This window comes from Shewanella sp. 5_MG-2023 (assembly GCF_030547465.1).
Classification (GTDB): domain Bacteria; phylum Pseudomonadota; class Gammaproteobacteria; order Enterobacterales; family Shewanellaceae; genus Shewanella.
Map to the genome: position 1 here is coordinate 105,907 of NZ_JAUORC010000015.1, position 21,223 is coordinate 127,129.

General features: G+C 40.8%; 14 protein-coding genes. 7 read left to right on the forward strand and 7 right to left on the reverse strand.

Features of this window, described 5'->3' with window-relative positions:
* Positions 1 to 207: 207 nt before the first annotated feature.
* From Q4557_RS10820 to Q4557_RS10840, 5 genes are all read left to right on the forward strand, one after another.
* Positions 208 to 1,494, forward strand: coding sequence for a citrate synthase (locus tag Q4557_RS10820; protein WP_102438309.1), 1,287 nt, complete (start codon positions 208 to 210; stop codon positions 1,492 to 1,494).
* Between the two features lie 1,097 nt (positions 1,495 to 2,591).
* Entirely contained in the window at positions 2,592 to 3,698 is a 1,107-nt protein-coding gene (locus Q4557_RS10825) for an efflux RND transporter periplasmic adaptor subunit (protein WP_102438311.1), read from the forward strand.
* 17 nt (positions 3,699 to 3,715) lie between these two features.
* Positions 3,716 to 6,985 carry an efflux RND transporter permease subunit gene (locus tag Q4557_RS10830; RefSeq protein WP_102438313.1) on the forward strand — a complete coding sequence of 1,090 codons (3,270 nt, stop codon included), beginning with the start codon at positions 3,716 to 3,718 and terminating at the stop codon, positions 6,983 to 6,985.
* Positions 6,982 to 10,062, forward strand: a complete 3,081-nt coding sequence (locus Q4557_RS10835) for an efflux RND transporter permease subunit (protein ID WP_303412625.1) — start codon at positions 6,982 to 6,984, stop codon at positions 10,060 to 10,062. The genes Q4557_RS10830 and Q4557_RS10835 overlap by 4 nt, the downstream gene beginning before the upstream one ends.
* 63 nt (positions 10,063 to 10,125) lie before the next feature.
* On the forward strand, positions 10,126 to 10,989 hold the full coding sequence (locus Q4557_RS10840; RefSeq protein WP_303412627.1) for an MBL fold metallo-hydrolase: 864 nt from the start codon (positions 10,126 to 10,128) through the stop codon (positions 10,987 to 10,989).
* 121 nt (positions 10,990 to 11,110) lie between these two features.
* On the opposite strand, the gene Q4557_RS10845 is transcribed toward Q4557_RS10840, so the two are convergent.
* Genes Q4557_RS10845 through Q4557_RS10860 form a run of 4 tightly spaced genes read right to left on the reverse strand, consistent with a single transcriptional unit; the run spans position 11,111 to position 16,595 of the window.
* Positions 11,111 to 11,284 carry a Trm112 family protein gene (locus tag Q4557_RS10845; protein WP_076537432.1) on the reverse strand — a complete coding sequence of 58 codons (174 nt, stop codon included), beginning with the start codon at positions 11,282 to 11,284 and terminating at the stop codon, positions 11,111 to 11,113.
* A complete protein-coding gene (gene lpxK, locus Q4557_RS10850; protein ID WP_102519645.1) occupies positions 11,271 to 12,278 on the reverse strand; it encodes a tetraacyldisaccharide 4'-kinase in 1,008 nt (335 codons plus the stop codon). Before lpxK ends, Q4557_RS10845 begins: the two co-directional genes overlap by 14 nt.
* Positions 12,279 to 14,078 carry a lipid A export permease/ATP-binding protein MsbA gene (gene msbA / locus Q4557_RS10855; RefSeq protein WP_102476205.1) on the reverse strand — a complete coding sequence of 600 codons (1,800 nt, stop codon included), beginning with the start codon at positions 14,076 to 14,078 and terminating at the stop codon, positions 12,279 to 12,281.
* A gap of 39 nt (positions 14,079 to 14,117) precedes the next feature.
* Entirely contained in the window at positions 14,118 to 16,595 is a 2,478-nt protein-coding gene (locus Q4557_RS10860) for a DNA internalization-related competence protein ComEC/Rec2 (RefSeq protein WP_303412630.1), read from the reverse strand.
* Between the two features lie 28 nt (positions 16,596 to 16,623).
* On the opposite strand from Q4557_RS10860, the gene Q4557_RS10865 reads away from it, so the two are divergent.
* On the forward strand, positions 16,624 to 17,127 hold the full coding sequence (locus tag Q4557_RS10865) for a DUF2062 domain-containing protein (protein ID WP_102438323.1): 504 nt from the start codon (positions 16,624 to 16,626) through the stop codon (positions 17,125 to 17,127).
* 156 nt (positions 17,128 to 17,283) lie between these two features.
* Here the strand turns inward: Q4557_RS10865 and Q4557_RS10870 are convergent, their stop codons facing one another.
* A complete protein-coding gene (locus Q4557_RS10870) occupies positions 17,284 to 17,829 on the reverse strand; it encodes a GNAT family N-acetyltransferase (RefSeq protein WP_241903516.1) in 546 nt (181 codons plus the stop codon).
* 84 nt (positions 17,830 to 17,913) lie between these two features.
* Complete coding sequence (locus Q4557_RS10875; protein WP_303412631.1) at positions 17,914 to 18,819, reverse strand: LysR family transcriptional regulator; 906 nt, start codon at positions 18,817 to 18,819, stop codon at positions 17,914 to 17,916.
* Positions 18,820 to 18,942: 123 nt separating this feature from the next.
* Here Q4557_RS10875 and Q4557_RS10880 point away from each other — a divergent pair, with 123 nt between their 5' ends.
* The gene (locus Q4557_RS10880; RefSeq protein ID WP_303412632.1) at positions 18,943 to 19,941 is read left to right on the forward strand and encodes an NADP-dependent oxidoreductase; all 999 of its coding nucleotides are present in this window, start codon (positions 18,943 to 18,945) and stop codon (positions 19,939 to 19,941) included.
* Positions 19,942 to 20,098: 157 nt separating this feature from the next.
* On the opposite strand, the gene Q4557_RS10885 is transcribed toward Q4557_RS10880, so the two are convergent.
* Complete coding sequence (locus Q4557_RS10885; protein WP_303412633.1) at positions 20,099 to 20,767, reverse strand: hypothetical protein; 669 nt, start codon at positions 20,765 to 20,767, stop codon at positions 20,099 to 20,101.
* Between the last annotated feature and the right edge of the window lie 456 nt (positions 20,768 to 21,223).

Consider the following 21,223-nt stretch of genomic DNA (forward strand, 5'->3'; position numbering starts at 1 on the left):
ATACAAACATCACACTATGTAAAATTTGTTTTTTGATGTTTTTTTTGCAAAAAAACCATTGCTAACAAGGCGTCTAGCAAGCTTTATACCATGGTCTAATAAATTTAAACGCTTATTTAAATTGAAATGTGACACTAATTCACTGTAAAGTAATGTCCGCTTAACATGCCGCACTCACAGAAAAGAATGAAGTAAGGAGAACGGGGTATGGCTGACAATATAGCCAAATTAGAGTTACCGGGGACAGATTCGATCGAATTACCTATCAAGCAGGGAACTGCTGGGTTTGATGTAATCGATATCAGTAAACTTGGAAAGACAGGTCATTTCACCTTCGATCCAGGTTTTTTAGCGACCGCATCTTGCGAGTCTGCAATTACATACATTGATGGCGAAAAAGGTGTACTTACACACCGTGGCTATCCAATTTATGAACTAGCTACTGAATCTAACTATTTAGACGTTTGTTACTTACTGCTTTATGGTGAATTACCAAGCAAAACTCAATACGAAGAGTTTGTGGCTATGGTTAAGAATCACACCATGGTGAACGAGCAATTAGCTTCGTTTTTCAGAGGTTTCCGTCGTGATGCACATCCAATGGCTATGCTATGTGGTGTTACGGGTGCATTATCTGCGTTTTACCAAGATTCTCTTGATGTCAATGATGAAAAACATCGTGAAATTGCGGCTTTCCGCCTTGTTTCTAAGATGCCAACCATTGCAGCAATGTGCTACAAGTATTCAATCGGTCAACCTTTTGTTTACCCACGCAACGACCTAAGTTATGCAGGTAATTTCCTTAGCATGATGTTCGCTGTTCCGTGTGAACAATACCAAGTCAATCCAGTTGTTGAAAAAGCAATGGACAGAATCTTTGTATTACACGCTGATCATGAACAAAACGCTTCTACCTCTACGGTTCGTTTAGCGGGTTCATCTGGTGCTAACCCATTTGCATGTATCGCAGCGGGTATTGCTTCACTATGGGGTCCTGCTCATGGTGGTGCTAACGAAGCTTGTCTAAATATGCTTGAAGAAATTGGCAGTGTTGATCGCATCCCTGAGTTTATTGCTCGTGCGAAAGACAAAGCTGATCCATTCCGCTTAATGGGCTTTGGTCATCGCGTTTACAAAAACTTCGACCCTCGCGCTAAAGTGATGCGTGAAACATGTCATGAAGTGTTAGCTGAGCTAAATGTGAACGATCCTTTGCTAGATGTAGCGATGGAACTTGAACGCATTGCTTTAGAAGACGATTATTTCGTATCTAAAAAGCTTTATCCAAATGTTGATTTCTACTCAGGGATCATCATGAAAGCAATCGGTATCCCTACTAGTATGTTTACAGTGTTATTTGCACTTTCTCGTACTGTTGGTTGGATTGCACATTGGAAAGAAATGCTTGACCAACCAGGTCACAAAATCAGTCGTCCACGTCAGTTATACACTGGCTCAGACGAGCGTGACTTTGTCAGCATAGATAAACGATAACTTAATCGTTTGTGAAAAAAGCGCCTATTTAGGCGCTTTTTTAATGCCTAGAGAAGCTGTTTTGTTAGCGTTGACAGCCTCGCTCAATGAACACAAAAATCCCTTGCTGCGAACTTTGGTTACCATAGCAGCCAAGTATGAATAAAACTGCCAAACACATTTATCCCCGTTTAAAGCTCATTCACCATAGATTGGTCATAAGCCACATTATCTAGGTCCGCTTCATTATTTACTAAATCCTAATAGCCGCCACAGGTTAATTTTAGTCGAAATTAAAGGGTCGCCGGCACTTTAGCACTTGGTTTTGTATTACAAATTAGAATTAAATAAGCTTTAAAATATGTCCAAAGTACGCCATAAATCGGCCTAATTAACCCAATTACATTTGTGTTTATAGAAGGAGTTGCATCAGATTTGTGCTAGGCAATACAACTGCCTATTAGAAATATTGCCGATTTTAATTCATTTGAAGTTAAAGATTAAGCTAGAAAAATACTGTAAATCATCCAAAAACATTCATAAAATAGTCATTTTCATTCACGTTAGGCCCTAATAAACAATAAATTGAGTAAAAATATCAATTAAATCTGATATAAAAAGCTGCTTTTTAAATTATATCGCTATAAAGAAAATCTTTTTGTTCTAAAAAATGGCCATTAGAGATATTAAAACTTACAATTTGGTTTCCTTTTTACCCAGAATTTGGTCTTCTTTATATGCTTTTACACCTTGAAATATTTTCACGTTCATTTTATTTGTATTATTAATAATTTTCTTGTTAAAGCCAAATTAATTCAATGGCCATTTACCCACAATCCTAATCAACAAAAATCAGAACCCTTAACTCAAATCTTAGTAAGCAATTTCACCATTTGTTGAGCATTCCCACTACCCCTTGTTAACATTTAAGTTCCTAAAATACCGCCACCCAATTAAAGCTCTGAAAAATAACAACAATTTATTTTGGCACATTACGTGCTTTGTAAACATAAATTCAACATTTGTTACATGTTATAACGTGACGTTTGCATGCTTTGGTTTCAGACTCTGTGGCATGTCACGTCACTTATAACACTTAGTTAATTGGCAGGTATCCCATGGAAAGGTTCAACAACATTAAAAAATTCACCTCATCCGTTTTTTGTATTACGGCATTTTCAATCATGCTTAGTGGCTGTAATGGTGAACAAGAAACAGCTGCAGAAGAAGAAAAATACGCGGTACCTGTTGAGGTATCACAAGTGACTCAAGGAAATGTGTCTTCATTTTATAGCACCACCGCGACGCTAGAAGCGCCCGAGGAAGCCCATGTTGTCACCCGAATTGCAGGCTTAATTACTTCAATAAACGTTGAAGAAGGCGATAGAGTTACAAAGGGCCAAGCACTGGCGACCATTGATGCCAAACGCCAACAATTTGATTATCAGCGTGCGCTTGCTGAAGTTCAGATTATTGAGCAAGAATTAAACCGCTTAAAACAGATGAAAAACAAAGAATTTGTAAGTCAAGATGTGATGGCAAAGCTGGAGTTTAACTTACAAGCCGCAATGGCTCAGCGAGATCTCGCAGAACTATACGTGATTGAAAGCCGCATTGTTTCACCTATCGATGGCATTGTCGCCACCAGGCATGTGAAAAAAGGCAATATGGCCAAAGAGTTTGAAGAGTTGTTTTATATTGTCAATCAAGATGAACTACACGGAATTGTACATTTACCAGAGCAACAACTTAATAGCTTACGTTTAGGACAAGAAGCGCGCATTAGTAATCAATACGCTAATAACAAGGGCTCAACAGAACAAGATATTATCGCTAATGTATTACGAATTAGCCCAATTGTTGATGCCCAAAGCGGTACATTCAAAGTAACTATCGCCATCAACAATAAAGACGCAACATTAAAAGCCGGCATGTTCACGCGTGTTGAGCTTAAATATGATACCCACAATGATGTTGTTACTGTGCCTTTTAACGCCATTATTAACCAAGATGACACCCAAGCACTGTATGTCATTAAAGATAACACCGCTAACCGTCGTGAAGTGATTCTCGGTTATCGCGAAAATGATAAAGTTGAAATTCTATCTGGTGTGCAATCTGGTGAACAAATCGTCATTCGTGGTCAGCAAAACCTTAAAGACCTGTCGTTAGTTGAAATCATCAGTCCGCTTTCTTACGCCAAAAACAGCCTAGCCAGCAAATAGACAAGGATGCGCCTACTATGTCGATAATTAATACTTCGGTAAAACGTCCTGTGTCAGTGTGGATGTTTATGCTGGCAATCATGCTATTTGGTATGGTCGGATTTACCCGCCTTGCGGTAAAACTGTTACCCGATCTTAGTTACCCAAGCGTCACAGTAAGAACCGCCTATGATGGCGCTGCACCTGTTGAAGTTGAACAGTTAATCTCAAAGCCCATTGAAGAAGCCGTCGGTGTGGTTAAAGGGCTGCGTAAAATTAGCTCTATTTCACGCTCAGGTTTATCAGATGTGGTGCTTGAGTTTGAATGGGGCACCAACATGGATATGGCCAGTTTAGAAGTGCGTGAAAAAATTGATACCATCGAACTGCCACTGGATATCAATAAACCATTATTGCTGCGTTTTAATCCAAACTTAGATCCAATTATGCGTGTGGCGCTGTCAGTACCTGATGCCAGTGAAACACAGCTCAAAAGTATGCGTACTTTTGCAGAAGAAGAACTAAAAAGACGCCTAGAAGCACTATCTGGTGTCGCCGCAGTGAGATTATCTGGCGGCTTAGAGCAAGAAGTTCATATCCTGCTAAATCAACAAAAGCTGCAGCAACTAAACCTTAATGCAGACGATATTAAGCGCCGTATTAATGAAGAAAACATCAATTTATCTGCGGGTAAAGTGATCCAAGGTGACAAAGAGTATTTAGTTCGCACCCTAAACCAATTTAATAACCTAGATGAGTTAAGAAATGTCATTGTCTATCGTGATGGTCAAACCTTAATTCGACTTGCTGAAGTTGCCGATATTGTTGACGGTTATAAAGAGCGCAGTGATATCACTCGTATTGGACAGGTAGAGTCTATTGAACTGGCAATATATAAAGAAGGTGATGCCAATACCGTATCGGTCGCCAAAAGGCTCAGTGCTGAGCTTGATGAGATTAACAGTGAAGCTGCAGATAATCAGTTAAAGGTTATTTATGACCAATCTGAGTTTATCCAAAGTGCAGTCAGTGAAGTAACCGCCGCCGCGCTGTTTGGCAGCTTGCTTGCTATGTTAGTTATCTACTTATTTTTACGTGACATTATTGCTACCTTAATTATTTCTATTTCCATTCCATTTTCAGTTATTGCTACTTTTAACATGATGTACTTTGCCGATATCAGTCTCAATATTATGTCTTTAGGCGGTATTGCACTGGCCATAGGCTTATTGGTTGATAATGCCATTGTGGTGCTGGAAAATATTGACCGCTATAAAGCGCAAGGGCTTAAAAAAGTTGCTGCAGCGCTTAAAGGCAGTAAAGAAGTGGCAGGGGCAATCTTTGCCTCAACCTTAACCACCTTAGCGGTATTTGTCCCCTTAGTTTTTGTTGATGGTATCGCAGGGGCATTATTTTCAGATCAAGCATTAACGGTAACTTTTGCTTTATTAGCGTCTTTATTTGTTGCACTAACGGCAATACCAATGCTGGCATCAAGACAGGGTTTTAAACAATTACCCATCGAAAATGAGCCGGAAGTAAAAGCCCTGCCAACCACTAAAAAAGCTAAAGCTGTGCATTATCTTAAATTCGTGTTTGGTTTCCCATTTAAGCTATTACTCAGCTATCTACCTAATGCACTATTAAACCTCATTATCATTTCAGCTCGATTCATTTCTTGGGCATTATCATTAGTGATGCGTCCATTAAGTGCTGCATTTAACTTTGGCTACCGTTTTGTTGAAAGCATTTATCACCGGGTATTAGCTCATGCGATGACGCATAAAGCTTTGACTGTCATTATCGCAATCATGCTAACTGTTGGTGCTGGCAGCTTATTCCCAAGACTGGGTGTAGAGCTAATTCCACCAATGAATCAAGGTGAATTCTATGTTGAGATCTTACTGCCACCTGGCACCGCGGTACAAAAAACTGATGCTGTATTAGAGCAACTAGCTTACTCCATTAGTGGTCGAGAAGAAGTAAAACACACCTTTAGCCAAGCAGGCAGTGGCGGCTTAATGACATCTGATACCGCCCGAGGCGGCGAAAACTGGGGGCGGTTACAGGTAGTACTGGCAGATCCTCAAGAGTTTAATGCTGTAGCCAATGACTTAAGGGCCACAGCAAGGCGTATTCCAGCCCTTGATGCCACTATTGATCACCCTGAGCTATTTAGTTTTAAAACCCCATTAGAGATCGAGTTATCAGGTTATGACTTACAGCAACTAAAGCACAGTGGCGAACAGTTGGTATCTGCTTTATCAGAGTCAGCCCGCTTTAGTGATATCAATACCTCACTTCGTGATGGTCAACCTGAGATCAGTATTAGATTTGATCATGCCCGGCTTGCGTCATTAAATTTAGAAGCGCCCACCGTTGCTAATCGTATTGCTCAACGTGTTGGCGGTACCATTGCCAGCCAATATACGGTTCGTGATCGTAAAGTAGATATTTTGGTGCGCAGTGAATTGGACGAGCGAAATAATATCTCAGATATTAACTCATTAATTATTAATCCAAACAGTAAGCACCCAATCCCATTAAGCGCAGTTGCTGATGTGTCTCTGCAAGTGGGCCCCTCTGCCATTAATCGTGTCAGCCAACAACGGGTTGCGATAGTGTCAGCTAACTTAAGTTATGGTGATTTAAGTGAAGCTGTAAAAGAAGCGCAGCAAATTTTAAATCAGCAACAGCTCCCCTCTTCTATCCAAGCGCGCTTTGGCGGCCAAAATGAAGAAATGGAACATTCATTTAAGTCTTTAAAAATCGCCTTGGTATTAGCGGTATTTTTAGTCTACTTGGTGATGGCGAGTCAGTTTGAATCCTTATTACATCCATTACTTATTCTGTTTGCTGTACCTATGGCCGTTGGCGGCAGTATTATTGGCTTGTTTATTACTGGTACCCATATCAGCGTAGTCGTGTTTATCGGCTTAATAATGCTGGCAGGTATTGTGGTCAATAATGCCATTGTATTGGTTGATAGAATTAACCAACTGCGTAAAGAAGGTCATGATAAAGAAGTCGCTATAAGCACTGCAGCTAAATCTCGATTACGCCCAATAATGATGACCACCATGACCACCACCTTAGGCTTGTTGCCAATGGCAATAGGTGTCGGTGATGGTAGTGAAATCCGTGCGCCGATGGCAATAACGGTGATCTTTGGTCTTGGCTTATCTACCATGCTGACCTTATTGGTTATTCCTGCCCTATACGGTTTATTTGATAAAAAAAACTATCAACAAACCGCAATTAATCAAACCAAAAGCACTGAGTCTTTAGATTTGGAGACTCAATCATGAACCTAACAAAACTAGCCATTAAAAGGCCTGTCACCACCAGTATGTTCTTTTTGGCCATCTTACTATTTGGTTTAGCCTCTAGTCGATTATTGCCATTAGAAATGTTTCCCGGCATTGATATTCCGCAAATTCAGGTTAACGTGCCTTATAAAGGCTCTACCCCTGCAGAAGTGGAACGAGAGATAACCCGCGTATTAGAAGAGTCGCTAGCCACCATGAGTGGTATTGAAGAGGTCCGCTCAAACTCTTCTCAAGATGGTGCTAACATTCAGCTAAATATGAAATGGGGCGAAGATGTCGCCACAAAAAGCTTAGAAGCACGGGAAAAAATTGATTCGGTAAGACACCTGCTGCCTAAAGATGTGGAACGGGTTTTCATTCAGCAATTTTCTACCGCTGATATGCCCGTGTTAACGATTCGAATCTCCAGTGAACGTGAGTTATCAAATGCTTTTGATCTGTTAGACAAACAACTTCGCAAGCCGCTTGAGCGTATTGAAGGGGTCTCAAAAGTCACCTTGTATGGGGTTGATCAAAAGCAAATTGAAATAAGACTAGATGCCGACAAACTTGCTGCATCTGGCATTAATCCAGCTCAGTTGCAGCAACGTTTACAACAAGAAAACTTTGTCATTAGTGCTGGCACACTTAGAAATAATAATCAGGTGTTTCAGGTATCGCCCAAGGGAGAGTTTTTATCACTTGAAGATATCAAGGCAGTAAAGCTTAATAGCACCACTTCTGTTGGTGATATTGCCTCAGTCAAATTTACCCTCCCTGAAGCCTTTGAAGGGCGTCATTTAGACCAAAAATACGCTGTTGGTTTAGATGTGTTTAAAGAATCAGGCTCAAATTTAGTCGATGTATCTGAACGAGTGTTAGCCGTTATTGAAAAAACGAAACAAGATCAGCAATTTCAAGGCATCAAGTTATTCGTCATGGAAGATCAAGCTTATGGAGTTAAGTCATCACTGCAGGATTTATTGTTATCTGGCTTACTGGGTGCGCTGCTTTCTTTTGGGGTATTGTATTTATTTTTACGTAATTTAAAGATGACGTTAGTGGTCGTGTCATCGGTGCCAATTTCCCTTTGTATGACATTAGCTGGGATGTATTTTCTTGGTTACAGCTTAAATATTCTGTCGATGATGGGATTATTACTGGCTGTAGGCATGTTAATTGATAACGCCGTGGTGGTGACCGAAAGCGTGTTACAACAAAAGCAAAAAATTGCATTATCAGATGATGGCGCTGCAACTGAAATAACAACAGCGGCCAATGAAAAAGCGGTACTTACTGGGGTAGAGAAAGTCGCCCTAGCCGTCTTGGCGGGCACATTAACCACAGCTATCGTGTTTTTACCTAACATTGTCGGGGTTAAGGTCGAGCTAACGATTTTCCTTGAGCATGTGGCCATTGCGATTTGCATTTCGTTAGCGGCATCATTACTGGTTGCTAAAACCTTAATCCCATTAATGCTTACTAAGTTTGATTTTCATATTGAGACCGAAGCTAAAGTCTCTAAGTTACAGCAGCTTTATCAACGCAGCCTAACCTGGGTACTGGCTCACTCAAAGCTATCAGGGGTTATTGCAGTGGTCATTTTAGTCTCTACCGCATTACCCTTAAGTTTAGTAAAACAAGATCAATCAGAAGGCGAAGGCAAAGATCGCCTCTACATTAATTATCAATTAGAAGGTCGCCACAATTTAAAAGTCACTGAAGCGATGATCAATCAAATGGAAGATTATCTTTATGCCAATAAAGAGGCCTTTATGATTGATTCTGTTTACAGTTATTACTCAGCAGACAATATTCAAACCACGCTACTACTGCAAAAAGATATTGAAACGCCAATGTCTGAATTGAAAGAAACCATACGTGAAGGTTTCCCTAAATATGCCGCAGCCAAGCCACAATTTGGTTGGGGCAATGAAAACTCAGGCTTAAGAGTCACCTTAACCGGTCGCTCGACCTCAGAGTTAATTCGCTTAAGTGAACAAGTCGTACCTCTGCTTAGCGCCATTGAAGGGCTTGAAGATGTGCGCTCTGAAGTCAGTTCTGCTCAGCAAGAAGTGGTGATTACAATCGATCGTGAAATGGCGGCAAGATTAGATTTAAAACTTAACGAAATCGCCTCTCACATTTCCATGGCGCTACGCGGTGCACCGCTTCGTTCTTATAGGCATGATCCTAATGGCGAATTACGCATTGAGCTCGCCTATGATAAAAGCTGGCAGCGATCATTAGATCAGCTAAAACAATTACCGATCATTCGTAAAGGTGAGCGCCTATATAGCTTAGATAATCTCGCCAATATTAAGATACAGCCCCGCTTTGATACCATACGCCACTTTAATCGCCAAACTGCGCTGTCGATTGGCGCAAACGTGAATGACATTACCACTGAAGAAGCCCAAGAGCAGATTGAAAAGGTAATGGCCAATGTCAACTTCCCTTATGGATATGACTACTCGCTACGTGGCGGGTTTGAGCGTCAAGATGAAGAGCAATCCGTCATGGCAGTAAATATGATTTTGGCATTAATCATGATTTATATTGTGATGGCTGCCTTATTTGAATCACTGTTATTACCAACCGCCATTATCAGTTCAATCTTGTTCTCTATCACTGGGGTATTTTGGGCACTGTGGATTTCAGCAACACCTATGTCGGTAATGGCAATGATAGGGATCCTTATCTTAATGGGTATCGTAGTAAACAATGGCATTGTTTTGGTTGACCAAATAAATCAAAAAACGCCTAAATTAACCGATTTATCTGAATCTATCTTAGCCATCTGTATTACCCGTTTACGCCCGGTATTGATGACGGTTGCCACCACAGTGTTAGGCTTAGTGCCTTTAGCAATGGGCGACACTCAAATTGGCGGCGGAGGACCACCTTATTCGCCAATGGCAATCGCCATTATTGGCGGACTGTCGTTCTCAACTGTTACCAGTTTGTACTTGGTGCCGCTTTGTTATCAGGCGCTTTATCGCATACGTTATCAGTCATCGATAAAATTAGCTTCTGCTGACAAACGAGCCAAAAAGCTGCTACCTTGGACAGTGTAGTCAGGATGCAAGCAAGCGCAACATTAAGCGATTAATGAGGCGCTTTACATTAAAGGACGACAAATGAAGCATAAAATTAAAACAAGTTTACTGGCATTATCACTAATAACATCTAGCGCTGTGGCTGATGATGACCGCTTCAAAGATGTACAAATTAGCTCAACACAACTCAGTGACACTGCTTATATGTTTGTGGGATCTGGCGGTAATATTGGCGTGTCAGCCGGCAGTGATGGCATATTGATAATCGATGATCAATTTGCGCCGCTGGCGAACAAAATTAGCCAATCATTAAATAAAATCCAGCCCGGCAGCCCCAAGTATGTCATCAATACCCACTATCATGGGGATCATACTGGGGGTAATGCCCACTTTGGTGAGCAAGCGATTATTTTTGCCCATGACAATGTACTAACTCGGCTCAGCGCCGATAAAGATACGCCAAAATCTGCTCTACCTGTTGTCACCTACGCGACTGATATATCGATTCATTTTAACAAGGATACTTTGGTGGTGAAGCACCTCGGGCCTGGCCATACTGACGGGGATAGTGTTGTGATGTGGAAAAATGCCAACATTGTGCACATGGGGGATTTGTTTTTTAAAGACCGTTTTCCATATATTGATTTAAAGGGCGGCGGATCTGTACTTGGCTATCGTGACAATGTCGCTAAATTACTCGCATCAATGGATAATGACACCCAAGTGATCCCAGGTCATGGTGCACTTGCTAATAAAGATGATCTCATGAAATTTAAGCATATGCTGGATCAGTCCATTAATTGGATGAACAAGAATATCCAAGAAGGCCACTCGTTAGCCAATATTCAAGCGAAAGGAATGCATAAGAAATGGAAAAATTGGAGCTGGAATTTCATATCCGAAGAAAAATGGATTGATACTCTTTATCAAGGACTGAAAAAATAGCGTAAAACTTTCCTATATTGGCTGCTAACACTGTATTTATCAGCGCAATATAGTGATGCAAACTAGGATATAAACAGCCATAAAAAAGCGCCATTAAGGCGCTTTTTCGATAACAATCAAATTACGACTCGATTGGCTCAGCTCTATTTTCCAGCAACACTGGAATACCTTCAGTAATTGGGTAAGCTAATTTATCTGCTTTACAAATCAATTGGTCGGCTTCTTTATCGAATTCTAATTTACCCTTACAAACAGGGCAAGCCACAATCTCAAGTAATTTTTTATCGAACGCCATGGAGGTTTCCTTGTTTATCTTTTATGACTTGGTTAAGTCTATTCAAAAAAGCGGTATCAAATTCAGTATTAAGCTTCGCATTTACAGGCAAATACCACCAGTTATCTTGTGCAAAATCGCGACATTTAACCGCATCTTTCTCGGTCATGATCAATGGATGCTGCTTTGAGAGCTGTTTCAGTTCATTTTCATCAAATGCTTGATGATCTTCAAAAGCTTTAGTCTCAGCAAGGCTAAACCCTTGCAATGATAAGCTGTCAAAAAAACGTTGAGGGTTACCAATACCTGCCATTGCAATAGCAGCTTGTGGTTGCCAGTGCTGAGTTGAATTGGGTTTTACAGGCTTAAGGGCTGCTGGCGTTAAACTCATCGCGACTTCATTGCCTTGCACTACACCGCCATTATTTAATACCCAATCAATGCTATTTAAACGCCATAAACCTTCACGTAACGGGCCTGCAGGTATTAAACATTGATTACCATAACGGCGCTGACCATCAACAATATTGATCTCAATATCACGTGCAAGCGCGTAATGCTGTAAGCCATCATCACTAATAATCACATCTACATTGGTTTCACTCAGTAACTGTTTTGCAGCGTCAATGCGTTTCGCCCCGACCACCATAGGAACTTGTGTTCGAGCCACAATCATTGCTGGTTCATCACCCACATCTGCGGCGTTATCGGTTGCTTTGACGGTTTTTACCCCATCAATATTGACACCATAACCACGACTGATCACCCCAGGGGTGAAGCCTTGCTGACGTAATAAGTTAATCAAGTAAATAACCGTTGGGGTTTTACCACTGCCACCAGCGGTAATATTGCCAACAATCACCACAGGGACATCCAATACTTGCGCTTGTTTAAAACCAAGTTTAAATGCCCAGCGCCTGACACTGGATATCAACCCAAATAGTGCACTCAGTGGTAATAATAACCACTTAGCGCGGTGTCCTTGGTACCAAATTTTATTGACTAACGCCTGCATTTAACTACCAAATTGCATTTGATATAAGTTAGCGTACACGCCCTCTTTTGCCACTAAGTCGCTGTGAGTACCACGCTCAACTACTTGGCCTTGATCGATAACTAAAATCTCATCAGCACTTTCAATGGTTGATAAACGGTGGGCAATCACAATCGAGGTACGATTATGGCGCAAGTTATCAAGACCTTGCTGAATCGCTTTTTCTGATTCAGTATCAAGGGCTGATGTTGCTTCATCTAATATCAATACTGGCGCGTCTCGCAACATCGCCCGAGCGATAGCAATACGTTGACGTTGGCCACCCGACAGCAATACGCCATTCTCACCCACCTGAGTATCTAACCCCTCAGGTAAATTTTCGATAAATTCCATCGCATGAGCTAGGGTTGCAGCTTGTAAAATTTGTTCGCGAGTGGCTTCACCTGGATAAGCATAAGCAATGTTATTAGCTATAGTGTCGTTAAATAAAGTAACTTGCTGTGATACTAACGCCACCTGATTACGTAATGACTTTAATTTGTAATCATAAATATCAACGTCGTCTAAGGTAATTTGCCCTTCTGACACGCCGGTATAGAAACGGGTGATTAAGCTGGCAATGGTTGATTTACCCGAACCACTGCGTCCAACAAGGGCAATGGTTTTACCCTGCTTCACTTCAAAATCAACATGAGTTAAGGCTGGTTTTTCTTGCTCAGGATAACTAAAGGTAACGTTATTGAATTTTAAATTACCTTTAACGCGCTGAGTTTCAAATTCACCCGTATCGGCTTCAGGTGCTGTATCTAGCAGTTCAAAAACTGTGGTACATGCGGCAATACCACGTTGAAATTCAGCATTCACACGGGTTAAGTTTTTAATCGGCTGAAGCATTGCCATCATCGCGCCCAAAATGGCCGCAAATGTGCCTGCGGTTAAATCGGCTTTTAAGCTTGGGAATGTGGCGGCGTACAATACAAACGCTAACGCAAATGAACCGATGATCATAATAACCGGTTGACTGACGGCTTGAGCTACAGCAAGTTTCATATTTTGCTTGCGGTTACCCTCATTAACTTTTTGAAAGCGCTCGACTTCAGTCTTTTGTCCACCAAACGCCAACACATTCTTATGACCTTTAATCATTTGCTCAGTGGTTGCGGTGACATTGCCCATGGCTGCTTGGATGCGTTTAGAGACTTTTCTGAAACGCTTACTCACAACGCTAATCACTATCCCCATTAATGGGCCAATGACTAGGATGCACATGGAAAGTTTCCAAGAATAGATGAACATGATAGCTAACATACCAATGACGGTAATAGAGTCACGTACAATAGAGATTAACGCACTGCCTGATGCACGGGCAATTTGTTCGGTATCAAAGGTCACTCGAGAAATGAGGTTACCACTATTTTCGCGATCGATATAGCTTACAGGCAAACGCAAATAATGCTCAAACACTTGCTGACGCATATCCATGATTAATCTCGAGCTCATGTAAGACACACAATAAGTCGACACGAAATTGGCTAAGCCACGTAGGGTAAACATTCCAATAACCACTAGCGGTGCCATGATCATAATATTGTTATTGGAATTAAAGCCGCCGTGACTCGGCACTTCTACGCCCGCGACCACTGACGGAGTTTGACTAAAGCCTTCGTCAATAAATGGTTTGATGAAGTAAATGAATGCAGCGTCAACCAAGCCGTAGGTCAATAATGCCAATACAGCTAACAGAAACATCCCTTTCATTGGGACAAGATAAGTTAGAAGGCGCTTAAAGACGCTCGACATTTCGTTATTAGTTGTTGTCATTGATTACATTAATACTCGAATTGCTAACAAAGGCGTATTCTACTCTGGTTTAACTTGGACACCAAATCTAAACAAGTTGTTATACCAAAATGGCTCAATAACTGTACGATACGGTCGAATTTTATAACTTTGACGTTTAAAATCTATACTAAGCTGGCCTGTTTCGCCACTGACAAGCGTGGTAACACCATGGGTTTTATAGCGCTCAACAACGTCATGTTTAGGAAAACCATACTGATTAGCAAAACCCGCAGTAAAAATTGCCTCGCTGGGATTAACGGCCGCAATAAACTCTGCAGACGATGAAGTACGACTGCCATGATGTGGCACAAGTAGGATATCAGCATCCAGTAAAGAGCCGCTTTGTATCAGCCGCTGTTCAGTTTGTTTCTCAATATCACCGGCCAGTAAAACACGGTTATTGCCATCATCAATATGCACAACACAAGACTGGTTATTATCACTTTTTGCTGCCATGTTACTGGTTAAAGTAATGGCTAAATTAAACCAATTAAACCTCCTATCATCGCATTGCTTTTGAGTTTTATCGGCTAGTTGCGCATCAAACTGCACTGTATTGGTTATATCAGTTTGCTGGTACTTATCGATATTACTGATAATAGTTAGCTTACTGAAATGCTTAAGTAGTTCATTTACCCCACCAGCATGATCATTATCGTCATGACTTATGATTAAATAATCTAGCTCAGTCACACCTTTAGCCATTAATGTGGGTATCACCACTCTTTGGGCGTAACTAAAATTGTCACCATAAGCCGCGCCAGTGTCATAAAGTATGCCTTTATGACCTTGTTGTAATAACACCGCCATGCCCTGACCCACATCTAATACATGCATTTGCCACAACAGCTTAGTCGATAGGGGTTGAGTATTATCTTTGATAAAGCCATATACCTGAAACATAAAAGGCAGCGCCATTAATCCAAAGCATACTCGCCAATGGATGTCGCTAGCCCACTTAAATAGAAACAGTCCTAAGGCAAGTAATAGTAAACTGACTGTCAGCGCATCTGAAAGGTGAAATTGAGCCAAGGGTAACTGCCCACTTAGGCTTAACAGGTAGTAAAAAGGGGCAAGGCTATGATCAGTAAGCCACAATAATGTGCTAACTATTGCATCACTTATAAACTCAGGTGCAGGTAACAGCATAAAGACACTATTTAGCAATAAAGCCAACATACACAGCGGAATAACAATGACACTAAACCATGGCACCATCAAAAAGTTAATCCAAATACTGTGGATTGAAATACTACCAAATAACAGCGCTTGTATTAGCCCGAGGCCGATAAATAAGCGCCACTGAATCGCCCAAAAATTAATTAGAAAACCCATCAAATTTGACTTAAGCTGACTCAAACGCCGCAATCCTCGAGCCCTTAAGCTATCATCTTGCTGAATTTGAACATCCGTTAACTCGACAGCTGTGTTCAATTGCTGGGGATTTAACTCCGTTGTGGATTTAACCCCAAGATAGTCGATGGTAAATAAAATTATTGCCAATGCGCTAAAGCTAAGCCAAAAACCAGCACTTAAACTGGCAAAAGGGTCAAATACCAACACCGCAAATAACGCCCATATCAAGCGCTGCCAAGTCGAGGCGTGTTGTCTAAATACGGTTAGCAACACAATCATTAACAGCATCATCAATGCCCGCTGAGTGGATATAGCCATCCCAGCTAAATAACCATAACCAGCAGCAACCATTGCTGCCATTAATACCGCCAAGATGAGATTACGCCGAGAGGATGTTGCCATGAAATTTAACAATAACAGCCTAAATAAACTCCAGCTAAGACCAAACACTACAGATAAATGTAACCCTGAAATCGCAACTAAATGACCTGTGCCCGTTGATCTTAACGCCTGCCATTGCTCGGTAGAAATGTCAGTTTTATCGCCAAACAACAACGCATTAATGATGGGATAATGACTTAAATGTTGTAATTTCGGTTTGAAATCACTAATTACTCTTTGCCTTAAAGACAATTTATAATCGATAAGCTGTGACTGTTTAACACTGCCTTTTGCGACAATGTGTTGGCTTAATAAATATTTTTGTTGATTAAAACCACCTTGGTTAATCGGGCTGGTAATGGGCTTCATTCTGGCGTCAAACGCCCATACCTGCCCAACTTTTACCTCAGGCGCTTGTTGCCAATTAAGTCTATAGTATCGCTTGTAAAGCGAATGTTGCGCTGATAGTAAAACAACATTAAAGCTTATCCAGTCGCTGTTTTTGCTAACTAGTGATACTATCTGTGCCTTAAATTGTTTTCTGACTGGATGTTCAGCTTCTTGATGTGAAAATAATGAATAAAAACAAATGGAAACCCAAAAGACACCTAAAAGGCAGCCACTGATGAATGGCCCCCTCTTTAACGTGAGTACCCCAATAACAAACATTAAAACCGCTAGCGATATTGGAAGTAAACTTGGCAATAAATTGCTAAATAGGACGCTAGCGCAAAATCCATAAACAAATCGATTTATCATCGGTTAATTAAAGACAGTAATCGCATATATGCCAAAAAAATTATTACAAAAATTTATGCCGAAGCCTGAGACTTTACGTAACAATAAATATTTACGTATTTTTGGTGGTTTGCTGGATAAACCAAATTTATGGACCCTCAACCGAAAATCGGCTCCGGGGTCCTTTGCGGTGGGCTTATTTGTCGCTTGGTTACCATTTCCTTTTCAAATGGTTATTGCTGCAGGCATGGCGATATTTTTTAACGTCAATATCCCATTGGCAGTGGCATTAGTTTGGATAACAAACCCGTTTACCATGCCATTTATGTTTTATGCTGCCTATATTTTAGGAGCAAAAATTCTTGGCCATAACACTGCTCATTTCAATTTTGAAGCCAGCTGGCAATGGGTTGAAAGCTCTATCAGTACCGTAGGGCCGCCATTTTTACTGGGTTGCATTATACTCGGTGCAATATTTGCCTTTATCGGTTTTTTTGTGATTAAGAGCTTATGGAAGTACTCGATTTTATTTAAATGGAAAAAAAGAAACTAATCACACAACTGTTCGCCCTAGTGAGTAAAATCGAATTACCAATAAAAAAGTCAGCTTTGTGCTGACTTTTTGCTTTTAAAGCTCAGGTTTAGATTTGAGTTATCGACCACACTCTACCGATAGCGACAACAATAACGATTGTGATAAATACCGTTATTAAGACTGCTGAAAATACTCCTGTTGCAACAGTGCAAAGCCGCACTCATCGCTCCACTTCCCTTTAAAAAATATATTCTTTAAGTAATGGGCCTCTTTTCGAAATCCAAGCCTTTCTAGTAACGCTATTGATGCTAGGTTCTCGGCATCAGTTATCGCCGTTATGCGATGTTTGTTTAAGCTGACAAACAAATAATCAATCACTGCTGCCAGTGCTTCAGTAGCAAAACCTTGCTGCTGATACTCTCTCGCTATGGTAAAACCAAGCTCCATCTGCATATCGTCGACAAAATGCACTGCTACATCGCCTACTAGCTGTTGGCTTTTATCGACAATAGCTAGCTGAAACCAGTTACCAGCAACACCAAACAAACCATAATCCATACTGGTAAACAGCGCCTTGGCATCTTCGAGCTGATAATCATCCCAGCTTTGATATTGCGCAATCACAGGATCGGCTCGATAAGCTACAAATGCTGCTAAATCATCGGCTTGAAAAGCGCGGAGCGTCAGCCTTGTGGTTACTATTGTTGGTGTTGCAATCATTACTAATGATACTCTTGATGTAGACACTGTCATAACAGCCAATATTTAAACATGCTAGCTGCTTTGAATATTACATAAACTAAGTTATTTAGCGTGTTTAATCCTAGCCACTAAAAAATCTACCGCCGCTTTGACCTTAGGGACATGATAGCGCTGCTTTTGATAAATAAGATATACCCCGAAATCATCACTTTGACTGGCTGATAATGGCGGCTCAAACTGTAATTCAGTCAGCTGATTAGATTCAAAAAATGGTGCTAGCACCCAGCGCGGCATCATCACTATGCCTTGATGTTGCAGCGCTTTATCGATTAACCACTCACCAGCATTACTGATCGCCTCAACAGGGGCTGATACATCATGCCACTGGCCATTAATTTTACTTAGCCACGGCACGCGGCCTTTTGGCGAGCGATAATATAAGCCTTTATGTTGTTTAAGCTCATTTGGGTGTAAAGGTACGCCATAGTCCGCTAGATACTGCTGGGTCGCTGCTGGTACAAACTGGTTGTCCATTAACCTTATCGCAACTACGCGATCATTAGGGGCATAACCACCACGAATGGCAATATCCACATCATCACGTCCAACAGACGACAGTTCATCGCTGAGCTCAATATCTAAAATCACTTTGGGATATAACCTTGAGAACTCATCCATCAATGGCAGCAGCTGTTCACGGCCAAAGCCAACCATGGCACTAATGCGTAATTTCCCCATAGGTTCAGTTTGATAACTTCTCACCGCCTCATTGCTTTGTTCAAGCTGATTTAGCAAGCTTGATACTTGCTGATAATATTCTCGGCCAATCTCAGTCAAACAGACGGCGCGGGTTGAACGCTTTAATAACGTCGCCCCAAGGGAGTTTTCAAGATCTGCAACCCGTCTTGATAATGATGATGCCGGTACAGAAAAAGCCTTAGCCGCTTGGGTAAAGCTGCCTAACTCCACCACTTTCACAAAATATTTAAGCGCCCGTAATTGATCCATCAAAGCCTCATTATTGTTTTTAAAGCAATAAAGTATCGCTTTTTAGCTACTATATCTTATCAAAAAGAAAAGCAATAATGCATTCAATAGCAAAATTGATAAAAATAAAGACAAGGAACAACAATGAGCACATTTACCGCCATCAACTTAGTAAAGCGTCCACAAGGTGGCCCAATCACCACTGATATTTTTGAAGTGGTACAAAAGCCAATGCCAACCGTGAACCCAGGCGAGATTTTAGTAAAACAAAATCATATGTCATTAGACCCTGCCATGTTTGGTTGGATGCAACCTGATACTGACAGCTATATTCCGCCAGTGAACTTAGGTGAAGTAATGCGCAGTAGCGGTGTCGGTGAAGTCGTTGAAAGCCATCACCCCGATTTTAAAGTTGGCGATCGCGTGATGGGCATGATGGGCTGGCAAGAATATTTTCACAGTAATGGTCAAGGCTTAAACAAAGTTGATGCGCCATTACCAGACGAAGCAATACTGTCTGTATTTGCGCTACCGGGATTAACCGCCACTCAAGGCCTATTTAATGTCGGTAAGCCCAAAGCTGGCGAAACCATTATTGTTACCGGCGCTGCGGGGTCTGTTGGCTCAATTGTTGGTCAACTTGCTAAAGCAGATGGCCTAACGGTTATTGGGGTAGTTGGTAGTGATGAAAAAGCAGATTGGATTGTCAATGAACTTGGTTTTGATTCAGCCATTAACTACAAAACCGATGATCTTGAAGCCAAACTTGCACAATGTGCCCCAAATGGCATCGACTTATTCTTTGAAAATACCGCAGGTCCAATTCAAAGCCTAATTATCGATAAAATGAATCCCCATGGCCGTGTCATGGTCTGCGGTTTAATTGCTGACTACAGCAGCCAAACACCAGCTCCTGGCCCTAGCTGGATGAACATTTTAAAAAGACGCCTCACGATTCAAGGCTTCACAATGCCTGATCACTTTGGTGAAGTGCCAAGCTTATTGGCTAAGCTCACCCCTTATGTACTGCAAGGTAAAATCAAACACCGCGCCCATGTACTTAATGGCTTAGAGTCATCAATCGACGGATTGAACTTATTCTTCTCTGGTGCCAACAAAGGCAAATTGATGGTTAAGCTTTAATAGGCTTCAGTGCCAACGCTGACAAGCGCTAGGGTTAAAGCAACAAAAAGGTATTAATGCAGTGGCATTAATACCTTTTTATTTTGTCATCTTCTCCATCTTTCGCTGTACAATTAATAGACAAAGATCATCGAAAAATATATTGGAATTAATTTATTCACATTTTACTAAATAGTATTACTGGTAGCATTGGCCATGCCATGAGCAGACCAATATTATTCGACCAAGCTGATTGAGTGCTTTCAACACCGGTTAATTGTTCACTTAAAATATCACCGATTGCGACTGAATTAATTAAACTATCAGGGCTTATGTAAAATTCATTGCCGTTAGCATCTGTAAAAATAACACCTAAACTTAATCCAAACGAAGGGTGGCTAATCTCAACTCGATCCATTGTCAGGGTAACATTTTCATCAAATAGCACTACCTCGAATGGGTCATTCGTATGTGATCGTTGTCGCCAATTTTCAATATTATCAGGCTTGATAAGATAAAACTGATTTGAATATGCTGCCCCCTGATAGCCCCAACCCGAAACTAACTCAACTTTTGTACCTAAATAAGGAAATATCAGTTTATTTGTGGGTTTGTCCCACATAAAAAATGCAAATACCATTGAAACAATAATAATCAGGGAGTACTTAAGTCGCTTGTGATAGTCCCTAATGATTATAAAGAATAAAACCATAAATGGCGTAGCCCAAAGAAAACCTGTGAAGCCTAGATTAACAGCCCCAGCAAAGATAAATAGCAGACTGACAGGTAAAAAAACAATATCTTTTGTTGGTTTAGATATAAATGCGATTAATAAATCGAGTCTCATAGAAGTCTTTAAACCTGAGCCCATTTAAGGGGTCTTATTTATAGTGGAAGTGAATACAATTAACAGACAAAGCAAAACGTTTAGCTCAAATAATCTCCACACAGAAAGAGATAAGCTCATCTAAGCCGACTTTAACTCGGATTGAGTAAACTCTTTAGACATAGCTTTTCTGATTGAGTCGTCCTCGATTCATTGTCACTTAAACCCCTGCTATTAAGCAGGGAAGTTATAACCAGCGCCTAACACTTTGTTTATATCTAATATAATCGTTTCCAAAAATAGAAGTTAACAATACTTCTTCTGGTTTTATTTGAAATTTATTCATATACCAAACAAATAAAATCAAAGTTATAAGAAATAAATAGCCACCCATTATTTTGAAGTTATAACATATCGCCTTTCGTTTTGAGTTGCCAACACCTACATTCATTTACTGATGGACGATCCCTGTCAAAG